12 protein-coding genes are annotated in these 13,889 nt (G+C 53.5%); 3 read left to right on the top strand and 9 right to left on the bottom strand.

What is annotated here, in order from left to right; translation table 11 throughout:
• Positions 1–9: 9 nt before the first annotated feature.
• Together AC6CHM_RS18635 and AC6CHM_RS18630 are read right to left on the bottom strand one after the other, a co-directional pair.
• Complete coding sequence (locus tag AC6CHM_RS18635) at positions 10–1,095, bottom strand: GGDEF domain-containing protein (RefSeq protein WP_115053683.1); 1,086 nt, start codon at positions 1,093–1,095, stop codon at positions 10–12.
• A gap of 157 nt (positions 1,096–1,252) precedes the next feature.
• Positions 1,253–1,837, bottom strand: a complete 585-nt coding sequence (locus AC6CHM_RS18630) for a glutathione S-transferase C-terminal domain-containing protein (protein ID WP_498174010.1) — start codon at positions 1,835–1,837, stop codon at positions 1,253–1,255.
• 256 nt (positions 1,838–2,093) lie between these two features.
• Between AC6CHM_RS18630 and AC6CHM_RS18625 the strand changes: the two genes are divergently transcribed.
• Positions 2,094–3,395, top strand: a complete 1,302-nt coding sequence (locus AC6CHM_RS18625) for an MFS transporter (protein ID WP_115053681.1) — start codon at positions 2,094–2,096, stop codon at positions 3,393–3,395.
• A 201-nt stretch (positions 3,396–3,596) separates the two neighbouring features.
• Here the strand turns inward: AC6CHM_RS18625 and AC6CHM_RS18620 are convergent, their stop codons facing one another.
• The 7 genes from AC6CHM_RS18620 to AC6CHM_RS18590 form a co-directional block, all read right to left on the bottom strand.
• On the bottom strand, positions 3,597–4,733 hold the full coding sequence (locus AC6CHM_RS18620; protein WP_498174183.1) for an anhydro-N-acetylmuramic acid kinase: 1,137 nt from the start codon (positions 4,731–4,733) through the stop codon (positions 3,597–3,599).
• Between the two features lie 152 nt (positions 4,734–4,885).
• Entirely contained in the window at positions 4,886–5,032 is a 147-nt protein-coding gene (locus AC6CHM_RS18615; RefSeq protein ID WP_307275307.1) for a hypothetical protein, read from the bottom strand.
• A 98-nt stretch (positions 5,033–5,130) separates the two neighbouring features.
• Entirely contained in the window at positions 5,131–5,634 is a 504-nt protein-coding gene (locus AC6CHM_RS18610; RefSeq protein ID WP_115053680.1) for a DUF892 family protein, read from the bottom strand.
• Between the two features lie 122 nt (positions 5,635–5,756).
• Complete coding sequence (locus AC6CHM_RS18605) at positions 5,757–6,632, bottom strand: SMP-30/gluconolactonase/LRE family protein (RefSeq protein WP_498174007.1); 876 nt, start codon at positions 6,630–6,632, stop codon at positions 5,757–5,759.
• 2 nt (positions 6,633–6,634) lie between these two features.
• Complete coding sequence (locus AC6CHM_RS18600) at positions 6,635–7,276, bottom strand: 2-dehydro-3-deoxy-6-phosphogalactonate aldolase (RefSeq protein ID WP_498174005.1); 642 nt, start codon at positions 7,274–7,276, stop codon at positions 6,635–6,637.
• Positions 7,273–8,202, bottom strand: coding sequence for a 2-dehydro-3-deoxygalactonokinase (locus tag AC6CHM_RS18595; protein WP_498174003.1), 930 nt, complete (start codon positions 8,200–8,202; stop codon positions 7,273–7,275). The genes AC6CHM_RS18600 and AC6CHM_RS18595 overlap by 4 nt, the downstream gene beginning before the upstream one ends.
• Positions 8,199–8,966, bottom strand: a complete 768-nt coding sequence (locus AC6CHM_RS18590) for an SDR family NAD(P)-dependent oxidoreductase (RefSeq protein WP_498174001.1) — start codon at positions 8,964–8,966, stop codon at positions 8,199–8,201. The genes AC6CHM_RS18595 and AC6CHM_RS18590 overlap by 4 nt, the downstream gene beginning before the upstream one ends.
• Positions 8,967–9,213: 247 nt before the next feature.
• Here AC6CHM_RS18590 and AC6CHM_RS18585 point away from each other — a divergent pair, with 247 nt between their 5' ends.
• Positions 9,214–10,035, top strand: a complete 822-nt coding sequence (locus tag AC6CHM_RS18585; RefSeq protein WP_498173999.1) for an IclR family transcriptional regulator — start codon at positions 9,214–9,216, stop codon at positions 10,033–10,035.
• A 190-nt stretch (positions 10,036–10,225) separates the two neighbouring features.
• Positions 10,226–13,849 carry an autotransporter domain-containing protein gene (locus AC6CHM_RS18580; protein WP_498173997.1) on the top strand — a complete coding sequence of 1,208 codons (3,624 nt, stop codon included), beginning with the start codon at positions 10,226–10,228 and terminating at the stop codon, positions 13,847–13,849.
• Positions 13,850–13,889: the final 40 nt, after the last annotated feature.

The raw sequence follows: 13,889 nt of genomic DNA, 5'->3' as shown, positions 1-13,889 counted from the left end.
AAAACCGAGCTAAGCGACCTCGACGCGATTTCGGCCGCTTAGCTTTGCATGATAAAGTGCCTTGTCAGCAGCCTTGAGCAAGGCCTCCATGCTTGCATATTTCTCGCCCAAGCTGGCAACACCGGCGCTCACAGTGACATTGACGCTTTCCGATCCCGAGACAAAATCCGTATTTTCAATCTCGCTGCGCACGCGTTCTGCCAATGCATTGGCAGCATCCTGTTTTGTATTGGCGAGCAGTAGCAAGATTTCTTCGCCGCCATAGCGGACCACAACATCACCAAGGCGCACATTCTTCTGGATGATTGCCGCCACATCAGCCAGTACCGTGTCACCCGTATAATGTCCAAGCCTGTCGTTGATTGTTTTGAAATGATCAATATCAATCATTATCAACGAGCAATGGGCCGCTTTGGCTCGATTATCATTCATTGCTCTTAAAGCTGCCTTGTCGAAGGCCCTGCGATTCTGGAGCTTTGTCAGGGGATCCACAGAAGCTTCATGCTCCAGCGCCCTGATGATCCTCAAGCGGGATTTTTCCCTTTCCAGGAAATTGACGATAATGACCACATTGGCAATATTGGCCAATATGACTGCGATCAATGGCGCGCCGACAATGGTTGCAACGACTTCACCTGGCAGCAGCACAACGGAAATAATCGAGAGCGATGCAGCCAGCCCGATGAGCGTCGAGCGACCAAAGCCAACCGGAATTTTTCGGACCGGAACACGCGCTGCAGCATAACTCACGCAGCAAAGCATCAAGATGGACAACAGCCCTGGCACGACACCAACGCCGCCGAGCCATATGCGATAGGCAGCGATCAATAAAGCAGCAATGACGGTGCCAATAAGTCCCCCATAAGGATAAACAATTGCCAGGAGAGCGGTGCGGCCATCGAAGAAGACACCCGGTGCCGGCATCACCGCATCGTTCATCGACAATATGGCACCAGTGGCAAAGAGGATGCCGATAGCAGCGCTCTTTTTCCAACCATTCGGAAAATTACGAATGACCATCGAATAGGAAAGGATGACGAGCGCGGTTATACCAAGTATCCGCACAATCCCCGTCGCCAGTATGCTTAATTCCATTTCATTCTCAACGTATAGAACCGACAGTTGATCTACATTCGGTATTGTTGGAGCATGGCCTGTGCACCACGCAAAAACAACCTCTGAATGTCACTGGGGCTTTCATTTGATGTTAAACCTGGTCCAAGCACCTTGGGAGCAAGAGACTCTAAAGCCTTTAGGCCAGTCCTTCTTCAGTCAAAGCTCGTTGTACTGAGTGCATACGCTCGATCCTATCCCGATATTCGAGGAGCCGCCGCGATACTTCCATATTCGACATGCGCGCCCAGCGTAACATGACATAGAGAAATGCATCCGCCACGCTGAAATCGCTGCCCAACAGAAATGGTTCATCGAGCACCTCGGTGAGATAGGCGAACCGCCCGGCGACCATTTTGGTCAGGTCGCTTTTTGCTTCGTCACCCGGCAGGAAAAAGGAAAAGACGAAGGGCTTTTGAATTTCGCTTGATATGAAAGCCAGCATCTCAGTTTGCCTGTCGATATCAGGCTTTGACCCTTCCGAAAATCGCGGCGAGTTTCGTGAGAGCCAGTTGAGAATTGCAACATTTTCCGTAAGTTGCCGGCCATCGTCAAATTCCAGCAGGGGTACATAGCCCTTGGGATTTACCTTATTGTAATCGCCAGGTTCCTTGATGGTTCGCGTGAAAACATCCACCTTGATCAGCTGCGGCGTATGACCGCCTTCCGCAAGGGCGATATGCCCGGCTAAAGCACAAGTGTCGGGAGAATAGAAATATTTCATGATTGGACCCTCTCGAATAGCGTTAGACCCGGTTTCGGCGCGCGGCCAAGATAAAAGCCTGTTTCAGTAATTTGCAACAGCGAGCCTTGTCCCGGCGCAACATAAGGGATTTTGCAGCGCACCATTGGTTCATGGGGAAAACAACTTCTAGGGACTGGACCAATCCGGGAGAGGGGTTCAACTGTAGCTGAAGCGAGTCTCCTGGCAGGCTGGCTACGACCTTCTGACAGAAAACCCCACTGATAAAGGAATAATCATGCAGCAGCCTCACAAAGTGCCGGTGCGTAATCTTGTTGCTGCTGTTATCGGCAATGCGCTCGAATGGTATGATTTTCTTGTGTTTGCCTTTATGACACCCATCATCGCGCGGTTGTTTTTCCCGGTCGATCCCTCCGCCTCAAGCAGCGACTTGAATGCTATCTTGATGACCACGGCCATTTTTGGCGTCGGGTTTCTGATGCGTCCCGTCGGCGGCATTATTCTTGGTCTTTATGGCGACAAGCATGGCCGCAAGGCTGCCATGGTGTTGATCACTTCGCTCATGGCGGTTTCCATGGCGATCATCACATTCGCTCCGACCTATCAAGCGGCGGGCGTGTTGGCTCCATTGCTGATCCTTATCGCCCGGCTGATACAGGGCTTTTCGGCCGGCGGCGAATTCGGCACGGCGACAGCATTGCTCATCGAGATGGCACCTCGCGAAAAGCGTGGCTTTTATGGCTCCTGGCAAATGACCGGCCAGATGATCGGATTGTTGATTGGCGCCGCCGCAGGCACGTTAATGACAGTCTATTTTACGCAGGAACAGATCGAGGCATGGGCTTGGCGCATTCCCTTTTTCGTTGGCCTGGTCATCATTCCTGTTGCCGTCTATATCCGTCAACGGCTTGATGAGACCGAAGTATTCCGCAATGCCAAACGGGAAGAGACCGTTAAAGGCACCCACATCAGTATCGGAGAATTGCTGGCAAGCTCATGGCGCGAAACAGTATTGGGCATCGGGCTTGTCGCAGCTGCTACTGTTACGGTGTATATAACCTTCACCTATCTCGTGACCTTCGCGACGAAGATCCTTCAGCTGCCACTTCAGGAAACGTTCGAGGTTCAGATGCTTGGGGCATTGTGGGTTGTTGTCCTGACACCCTTGATGGGTATCCTTTCCGATAGGGTGGGCCGAAGCAAGCTGTTGATCACCTCGCTTGCGGTCTATCTCGTCATCTTGTTTCCGCTCTATTCGTGGCTGACAGCCGCTCCCACGATCAGCAGGCTTATCGTGGTACAGCTGGCAACCGGTCTTTGCGCGGCAGCATTCTTTGCCGTGTTCAGCACAGTCATGGCCGTGCTCTTTCCAACACGCGTGCGGTCTTTGGGCCTGTCAATCTCGTACAATATTGCCGTGATGCTCATTGGTGGTTTTGCACAGTTCATCGTGACCTGGCTGATCCAGAAGACCGGATCACCCATGGCGCCGACTTATTATGTCATGTTCGGCGTGGCGCTCGGCCTCATCGCTGCATTGATCCTCGGCAAGAGGGCAGATAGCAACGAGCATTTCTGATAGCAGGGTACTTTGGCGAAGTACGCATTAGATTGGGATGCACCGCCGGGCGCGTTGCATCCTCCTAAACCAGACATTCAATACGTGTCGCACTTCATCCTTGAACCCACCCCGGATACACATAGTTATCGCGTAATCTATCTTATGGAACCAAGCCAGATCCAGCAATGCGCGATCTGAAGCAATTCGAATTTCTCTGTTTTAGCTTGAGACCTCTAAATCGCCGCGGCGTGCAATTCTGCCGCCGGTCTGTGGTTTTGCAACGCCTGTTGTGTGCGGGAAACTGAGTGGCAGTCCCTTAAGCGAACGCATTGCCAGATAAGCGAAGCATTCCGCTTCTACCGCATCGCCGCGCAGGCCCACATCGTCAGCGATGATCACCTCCACACTAGCTCGCTTGGCAATTTCCTTCATCATGACCGGGTTCTTGCGCCCACCGCCACATACGACAATCTTCTTGGGTCGTTCCGGCAGAAGGTCCAACGCTTTTCCCACCGCGCCAGCAGTAAAAGCTGTCAGGGTCGCTGCACCATCTTCAAGACCAAGACCGTCAGCCATAGATGCCGGGAAATCAAACCGATCAAGCGATTTAGGATATGGTGCATGGAGGAATGGATGGCTGAGAAGCACGCGCAAGCGCTCCTCATCAACGTTTCCACTTGCGGCAATCTTGCCGTCACGGTCCATTTCCTTGCCCGTTTTCGCCCGAATCCAGTCATTGACCGGAGCATTGGCCGGACCGGTATCAAAGGCGATCATGTCGCTTGAATTGCACCAGGTGATGTTGGCGACACCGCCCAGATTGAGCATGGCATGATCGGCGCCAGCTCCAATCTTTTGCAACATGGCCTTGTGATAAATCGCCGAAAGCGGCGCTCCTTGCCCGCCTGCCTCTACATCCGCAGAACGGAAATCGAACACAACATCCGTTCCAACAATCCGCGACATGATTGCGCCATCGCCCAATTGTCGTGTGAATCCGCGATTTCCACCTTGAGGCGCCACATGGAGAACCGTCTGACCGTGAAAGCCGACAGCTGCAATATCGGAAGACTGGAAGCCATGCTTTTCAAGGAATAGATTGACGGCAAGCGATTGCGCTTCCGTCAACGCGATTTCCGCTTTGCGAAAGATTTCCGGCTCAGGACCCTTGAATTGCCATTCACGGGCAATGTCCAAAGTTTCCGCCAAAAGCGAGCGAATATCGGTGGGATAAGGTGCCAATTCCCAGGGGCCGAACTCGTCAATGGTTTCGCCATCACTGCGTATCATTGCAATATCGATGAAACCATCCAGCACAGTGCCGGTCATGAGACCGACTGCCCAGCTTGACTTCATATCGGAGGTTTTAGGATGGTTCATACGGCGGACTGCGCTCCCGAGCGATTGCGGTATTTCGCAGCCTTGTTAACCCGTTGGCGGCATGATCCGCAAGCGCCGTTTCCTATTGTAATCTGGGCAAGAGAGGAGCTATTTGCGAACGGCTCCAGCTATCCGCCACTGGCAATATATTGACTGTAGACCTCAACGCCCAGCCAGATAAGCGCTGCTAGCCCGAACAACACGACCAGCACTACCAGAATTGGGTAACCCTGTTCGCCCTGCTTTATCCTTGGCGCTTCGATCCTCTTGGCCATTGTTAATCCTCAAATCTTATGGTTCTGACCAACAAAAAATGGTGCGGCCAGCCGTTTCAAGTGGTGGCTTGAAAGACTGGCCGTACGGATGCCAAAACTTACGCTGCAGCAGCGTTGATGCGATTTTCTGCCATGCCGGTCAGAGCCTTATCAGTCTTTAGCTCTTCATCGAGATTTTGCTGAAGCAGGGCGGCGCAATCATGGCGACCAAGCTGCTTGGCCCATGCGACGAGCGTGCCATAGCGTGTAATTTCATAATGCTCGACAGCCTGAGCGGCAGCGATCAACGCCGCATCGAGAACGCGATCATCATCTACCTCGCCTGCAATGTCGTCGGCCTCTTCCAGAATGCCATCAATGGCTGGGCAATTCACACCACTGACTTCAACACCATGCTGGGCAAAAACCTGCTCCAGACGCTCAATCTGCAGATGTGTTTCCTGCAGATGTTTTTCAAATCCATCCTTGAGAGTTTGATCAGTAGCCTTGTCGATCATCTCGGGCAAAGCTTTTACGATCTGGTTTTCCGCATAGTAAATATCCCGAAGCGTATGGACGAACAGGTCGTCCATCGTTTTGATATCCTTGGAAAAAAATCCCATGTTCATTCTCCTGATTACAGACACAGACCACCACTCGCAGCCAGGCGGCTTGCGTTCGTAGTCGTTGATATTTGGTTACAGGGAGGAAACGATGATGCCCGGCAATGGTTCCTGAGTTGCAATTACAATTGCACAGGTCGATCAAAGCGGCCTTTACCAGCCAGCTCAACAAGGTACGTCTTGCCCGCATCAGGATCAGTCTTGTGATAAGCCTCGCTCATATCATGATAGGCCGTTGTAACGATCATGCTCGCCGTATCCTCGCTGACAAATGCGGGACAGGAAGGCTGCTTTACGGGCATCGTGATGGAATGTATGCGCTTACCGGATGGCGAATAGACATCCACGGCTGAACGGCCCCAACAGGCATTCCACAGATTGCCATCGCCATCGACTACAGAACCGTCAACGCCGCCCTTTTCCTGGTGTCGATAAAACTCTGTCGGCTCGCCAATGGGAAGCCCGGTTTCAGGATCGGTATCGACTCGCCAGATTATATTTTTATCTGTATCTGCAAAGTATGAAATACTGCCATCGGGCGAGAAGCAGATCGAGTTTGGAATTGTTATGTCGTTGAATATTTTACGTAATTCGCCTTTTCGATACCAATAGATCGAGCCCGCCCCCTGCTCTGCTTTCTTGCCCATTGTGCCAATCCAGAAAGCACCGGCTGGATGCACGCGCGCATCGTTTGAGCGGGTAATCGGATTATCCGCCTCGATTGGCTGGTGCATTTTCAGCACGCCCGTATGGCGATCACGAAGCACAAGCCCGGTCTCCGTGGAAATCAACTGATGCTGCGCGTCGACCACCGCCAGCGCACTCGCCATTTGCCCGAGTTGATGGATTGCGACGTCGCCGCGAGCCAAGGGTTTTTCGAACAGACGGCCCGTGACGATATCGAACCACCAGGCATTCTTCGTTAGTGGATCGTAACCCGGCCCCTCGCCCAATTGACATGGAACATCGTGAAAAACGCTGATTTTTGGCTGATTCATCGTCAAACTTCCCCAAAAACCCGATCATATGCGGCAATTGTTGCTCTTGCGCGGTCACCCACCTCTCCCGCTGTCGCGCCAATCTTGTAAAGACTGGAACCTAGCCCGAACGTTCTAACGCCGACCTTCGCATAGGACGCGAAGCCGTTTTCATCGACACCGCCAACAGCACCGATAATGGTTCTCTTGGGTAGAATTGCGCTGATCGCCTTTATGCCGTCGGGACCGAGCACACTTGCCGGAAAGAACTTCAAGCCGGATGCACCGGCTTTCAAAGCAGCAAGCGCTTCAGTCGGCGTGAAAACGCCCGGCATGGACACCATCTCTGCTTTGGCAGCGGCTGCCAGCACGGAAGGATCGATATTTGGCGAAATGACAAGACGCCCTCCGGCATCCCCAAGCCGTTGAACGTCATTTGCATCGAGCACTGTCCCAGCGCCAACAAGAACGTGCGAAGGCAGTTTTTTTGCAAGCAGTTCAATGGATTGGAACGGATCAGGGGAATTGAGCGGCACTTCGATGACATCGATTCCCGCAGCAACAAGCGCCTCCCCAATTGCCAAAACTTCATCTGGCCGGACGCCCCGCAAGATTGCGATCAGGTCGCGTTTAAGCTTGGGCCATGGAGCGGAAGAAAGGGTCATTTGAAGTTTCCTTTAACGTTTGGCCAAATACCGGAGGCAGCAACGAACAATCCTTTACGCACGGCTTCATCTGCATCCACCAGATCAAAATCCAGTCCGGCGACGTCGAACGCCTTGCCATAAAGAGTGGCCATTGCACCCGACGCGACCAAGACTATCCTATTGTTTGTTATCGCTTTTTGCCCGGCTATTTCTGCACCGATAAGCAGGCCCGAAAGCCGAGAAGCAGCTTCCTCCGGTTTCAAATCATTTAAAAGCATGGCGGCGCGTATGCCAAAGAGCTGACCCAGGAGAGAGTTTCCGGCGAGCATGGATTTCAGCGCGGCAATAAATTCCGGATGATCCGCCGAAGCGGATTCCGCTGCATCCTGAATGGAATGGCGCAGGATCGATTGCTGGCTGACTAGCGCATAAAGCTCGCCGGTCATATAGGTGCCGAATGACTTGGCCCTGCCCTGTTTCAACTCTACCCATTTTGAATGGGTTCCGGGCATCGCTATGATTCCACTGGATAAATTTCTATCCAGAATGGCTCCAAGCAACTGGGTTTCCTCGCCGCGCATGACATTTGGCGTATCGTCCAACTGGCAAAGACCGGGAATAATGCGAACGTCGCGCGCCATGTCTGGCAGTTTGACGGCACCAACAAGAATGGCATTCAAATCGGCAGGAACCGGCACATAATTCGCCTCAACCCAGCCCTGACGCGAGCCTGCCATGCCGCATATGACGGCGGGCAGATCTGAGGGTGCTGAAAGGCTTGCAAGATGCCCCTCAAGCACAGAGGCAAACCCCTTAACGCGCGATACATCAAGCCCGTCATCGGCACGTTTTTCGCCAAGAACATTGCCCGCGCCATCGACGAGCCAGAGCCTGAAACGCGTTGTTCCCCAATCACTTAGCGCATAGATCGGGACCTGGCTCACAGATAGCCTCCATCAACGATCAGGGTCTGGGCACTCAGCATGCGCGCTGCATCGGAAGCGAGGAAAAGACAAGGCCCGACCATATCACCGGGCTGAATTTCCTCCCGCAAAACCTGCCGTTCAACGTGGTGTTTCAGGCGATCTCCCGATACCCACAATTCGCGCTGGCGTTCCGTAATGACCCAGCCAGGGGCAATGGCATTCACCCGGATTTTCTCCGGCCCCAATCGTCCCGCTAACCCCTTGGTAAGACCGATGATTCCGGCTTTCGCGGCCGTATAGGAAGGCATTTCGCCATGGTTGATCATGAACGAAGTCGAGGTGAAATTGATGATCGAACCACCACCCGCCTGACGCATGCATGGTACAACGGCCTGCGCTGCGAAGAACTGGGGACGCAGGTTAATAGATTGGTTCTTATCCCAATATTCCGGCGTCACTTCATCAATATCGTGCCGGTCATCCCAAGCAGCATTGTTGACAAGTACGGTGATTAGGCCAATATTTTCAATGGCTTGTGCCACGGCAGCCCGCAGAGCCGCCACGTCTGAAAGATCAGCCTTGATATAAAGCGGGCGGTTTCCGTACTGGCTTTCCATCTGTTCCACCAGCGCATTGGAAGGCTCGTCGGCAATGTCGATGAAGGCAACGCGCGAACAATGACGCACAAAGCCTTCAGTCAATGAAGCGCCGATGCCGGAACCCCCGCCGGTGATAAGCACAGATCGATCTTTCAGGTCTGGAAAAATAGCGGAAGGCATCATGGCAGGATTCTCATAAGGCTGAGTTAATTCCATTATATGGAACTGTGTTTGACTATGCTGAATTGTCATCCTATGCTGCAAGAAGTCAAGGAAAATGAGTCTGGTCAATGGTTCAACTTCGCACAACCAAATTTCTATTGGCGATTGTAAATTTTCAGCAAAAATCGGAGATTCTTCGGCAAATATTGCTCAAGTTACAGCAAAAGCAGGAGCAAATCGCCCCAGACACTCCAAGAACAGGAAAAACATGAGCGAACCGCAAAGAGTGGCGACCGATAGGGTAAAAAAATCCGGTGGCAGTCAAGATACCGGCACGCTCGGCAAAGCCATCAGCGTTCTTGACATCATAGCCAACTCTTCCGAGGCGCTGCGTTTCACGGATGTGCTGAAACTTTCCGACCAACCGCGCGGCACCCTCCACCGGCAAATTTCCAATCTCATCGACGAGGGGCTTATCGCGGTTAACAGGGATAATTGTTACACGCTAGGATTGCGATTGTTGCAATTTGCATCCAAAGCGTGGGCTGGCAATGAATTTCGCAATGTCGCCGCCCCTCACATCCAGAAGTTGCATGAGGCGACAGGCGAGACAGTGCATCTTGGCGTGCTGCGCGATATAGAAGTGATCTATCTGGACAAAATCGAGAGCCGCCAGAATATCCGCATGGTTTCACAGATCGGCAACACCGCGCCCGCCTTTTGCACCGGGGTCGGCAAAGCTGCGCTTTCGGCCCTTCCAGACGATGAATTGCGCGAGCGGGTCGAGCGCATCGAATTCCGGCCATACACCCCCAACACTTTGGCCGATGCCGCAGCCCTCCTATCCGAGATCAGCACCATACGAAGCACCGGAAATGCCTATGACCGGGAAGAGCATGAACTGGGGATTACCTGCGTTGCGGCACCGATTTTTTCCCGCACCGATGCGCTGTTCACCGCCAGCGTTTCCGTGACAGGTCCTGCCTACCGGGTAACGCCGGAAATGCTGGCCTCCTGGACGGAAATAACCCGCGATACCGCGTCGGCCATCATGCAGAGTATGGCAATCCAATTGTCTCCGCGCAGCTAATATACTGAAAAAATTGAATTAATTTTTTTAAAGCTGCACACGCGGCTTTGTCAAATTTCTGTCATTGAAATCAAAAAGTTACCACAAAGTTAACACAATTGGCCTTTTTCCCACTTGACGTAAGATGCCGATAAATTTCAACCTCCTAGTACTTTCGGATTAGGTGATCCGAGAATCGGAGGAATATTATATGTCTTTTTATGCTTCTGACGCAGCTGTTTCCGCCCGTAAAACCCGTCTAAAAACATTCCGCAAACATCTTACTACAACAGTCTTCACCACCATCTTGCTCACCGCGGCAACGGCAGGTGCAATCGCCCAGCAACAGCCCAGATATTACAATGCTGACGGCACGCGAACCGATGATTTCGAAGCCGCAAAGAAGAGCTGGCGCGATGATGCCGAGTTCAACGGCAATGATGTCCTGAAAGCGTTCAATGCCGATGCAGCCTATGCAATGGGCTTCACCGGTAAGGGCACCAAGCTTGGCGTCATCGATCAGCCGGTCTATGCCGCTCACTCGGAATTTGCCGGTAACGGCAAAATGAACTTTGTCAAAACCGAAGGCACAAGGCTTTATACCGATCCCTATATTCCCGTGAAAGCCGGTGACCACTTCGTTGCCGATGGCAGGCAGTATATTGACGGCTATGGTGGCATTTCCAGCCATGGTACGCACGTCGCCGGTATCGCTGGCGCCAATCGCGATGGCAAAGCCATGATGGGCGTGGCCTTCGATACCAGTATCTTTGCCGCCAGCAATTATGACGCAGGTCCAGAAGATGGCGTTGTACTTGGCAATGATGGCGCAGTTTATGCTGCGGCATGGGATGCCATGATCAATAGCGGCGTCTCGATCATCACCGACAGCTGGGGCATTGGTCTTTCAAGCTCATCCTGGACCTATGCGGAAGCCTATGGGCAATATCAGGAGATCAAGGCCATTCTCGGCACTCCCGAAGGCGGTGCCTATAACGGCGCGATCAAGGCTGCGGAAAGCGGCATCGTCGTCGAATTCTCAGCCGGCAATGATGGTGGACTGGAACCAGACGCCCTTGCAGGGCTTGCAACTTTTCGTCCTGAACTGGAGAAAAATTGGCTGACGACAATGAGTGTCGTTGCTGACGAGACAAACCCGGATGGCTATTCACGAAGTGGCTTTTCCAGCATTTGCGGCTATTCCAAATATCATTGCGTCGCCGCTCCTGGCACAAACATCAATAGTGGTGTGCCGGTTGGCGACATTACCGGCCTTAATCCCGGCGATGTAATGGACGACAGCAGATTTACGTCTGGCTATGAAGAACTGAGCGGTACTTCTATGGCAGGCCCGGCCGCGACCGGTGCCTTCATGGTGCTGAAGCAACGCTTCCCCTATCTCTCCAATGGCGATGTCAACGAAATTCTCAAGACGACATCCACCGATCTTGGCGAAGCCGGGGTTGATAATGTGTTCGGCTGGGGTCTGATCAATCTCGACAAGGCAATAAAGGGTCCCGGCCAGTTCCTGAGCCGTGTCGAGGCAAATCTGCCCGCCTCCTATCGCGGCACCAATGAAGAAGTCTGGAGCAATGATATCTCACAGGACGCGCTGGACCAGCGGTTCGTTGAAGACCAGCAAACAATCGCCGATTGGGAAGCCAAGAAAATCACAGAAGGCTGGCAGAATGGCATAACCGAAGCCAGCAAGGAAAAAATCCGGCAGCAGGTCATAACGCAATTTCCGGATTCCAACTTCCCTGCGGCCATCGAACTTGTCAGGGACCGATACGCGAAACTCGACATTATCAATCTTCCTCAAAACCCGCCTTTAACTGATGAGCAGCTCGAAGCTGCCAATGCAGCATTCGAGGCGGCGGATGCCAAGATGCTGGCGGACCCTGCAGCAACTGCCCTATGGAATGCATTCGTGGCAACAGCTCCAAACACAAGCATTCCGCGGGCGCCGCAATTTGTCGATTTCTCAGCTACGCCTGAAGCCAGTGCCGAAACAATTCGCGGCACGATCACCGATGACCGTATTGCCGGAGCGCTGAAAGAATTTACTGCCTATGAAGCACTCGTTCCGACACTGACCGAGAAACTGAATGACCCGAACAATTATATTGGCGGATTGACAAAAACCGGCATGGGCACGCTGCGGCTGACAGGCGACAGTACCTATAGGGGTGATACGCTCATCAATGGCGGCTTGCTTGCAATTGATGGGTCCATCACTTCCAAGGCTGTCATCAACGATAGAGGTACGCTCGGCGGCATTGGCGCAGTTGGCGGTATCATAGCCAATAATGGCGGCACGGTCGCTCCCGGCAATTCGGTAGGCACCTTGACCTCAAATGGCGATGCGACCTTCAACACGGGTTCAACCCTGCATATTGAAGTCAATGGCAGTGAGGCTGACAAGCTCGTCGTCAATGGCACGACGACCCTGCTTGGCGGCGTTGTTCTCCTGACGCCGGAGACCGGAGCCACGACAAAACCCAGCGCACAGGAGGTGCGCTCCGCCCTCAATAGTAACAGCTATAATTTCCTGACATCGACGGGCGGCATAAACGGCCAGTTTGCAAGTGTTCAGTCGGCCTATGTGTTCTATGATGGCGTTCTCGCCTATGCTCCGACCGGCATTGCGGCAAGCTTCAAACGCAACGCATTGGGCTTTGACGATTTCGCCAAGACGCGCAATCAAAGAGCGGTTGCAAAATCCATTGAAACTGGCGGCGCTGGAAGCTCCCTTTACGACACAATCGAAACCAGCACGGTTTTTGACGCCGTTGCAGGCACCTACCAATCGCTGACCGGCGAAATCCATGCGACGCTGGACGGTGTACTGATCGAGGATGGGCACTTTATCAGTCAGGCGGCAACAGAACGTCTTCGTGCGGCCTTTGACGGCGTGGCCGTCACCCCGCAGGCAACGATCACCCCTCTCGCCTATGGTCCGGGCGAAAAAGCAACGGGCAGCGAAGCCTTTGCCGCAATTGCTCCGGCCGATCTCTCCCCTACCCTTTGGGGTCAGGCCTATGGCGCCTGGGCGCATGCCGACAGCGACGGCAATGCCTCCGGCTACAGCCGCGATACGGGCGGCTTTGTTACCGGCCTTGATGGCGTGATTGCCGAAACATGGCGCTTCGGCCTCTTGGCAAGCTATGGCAACACCTCGTTGCATAGCGGTGGGGCCAAGGCCGATGTGGACAGCTATCAGGTCGGTGTCTATGCCGGTACGCAGTGGGATGCGCTCGGGCTTCGCCTGGGTGTCAATCTTGGTCATCACGAGATCGACACGGATCGCGATGTGGTGCTTGGCGGTGTTACCAACGGCCAGAATGCATCCTATGATGCCCAGACCGTTCAGGTCTTCGGTGAACTCGGCTACAAGGTCGAGACGCAATATGCGGCGCTCGAACCCTTTGCTGCTGCCCGCTACACCCATCTGAAAACCGATAGTTTCCAGGAAGATGGCGGCGATGGCGCATTGACCGGTCTGTCCGGCTCCAGCGATGTTACCACGACAACGCTCGGGCTTCGCCTTTCGCGCAATTTTGCGCTTAGCGAAACAACCGTGCTGACGGCACGCGGCATGGTTGGCTGGAACCACGCCTTCGGTGATGTAACGCCTGAACGTGAGCTGGCCTTTGCGGGCGGCGCGCCCTTCTCCATCGAGGGCCTGCCCATTGCCAAGAATGCCTTTGCTGTCGAAGCCGGGTTTGATGTCGGCATCGGCAAACGTACAACGCTCGGCCTCGCCTATACCGGCCAGTTCTCCGGCGACACACGCGACAATGCCGTCAAAGCCGACCTGACAGTCAAGTTCTGAGACTGCACAACAAACTAAAAACCCTCCCCGCATGGGGGAG

The sequence above is a fragment of the Phyllobacterium sp. GQ127 genome (assembly GCF_059758635.1).
The sequence above is the reverse complement of the archived record's forward strand: the minus strand, read 5'-3'. Positions and strand labels throughout refer to the sequence as shown.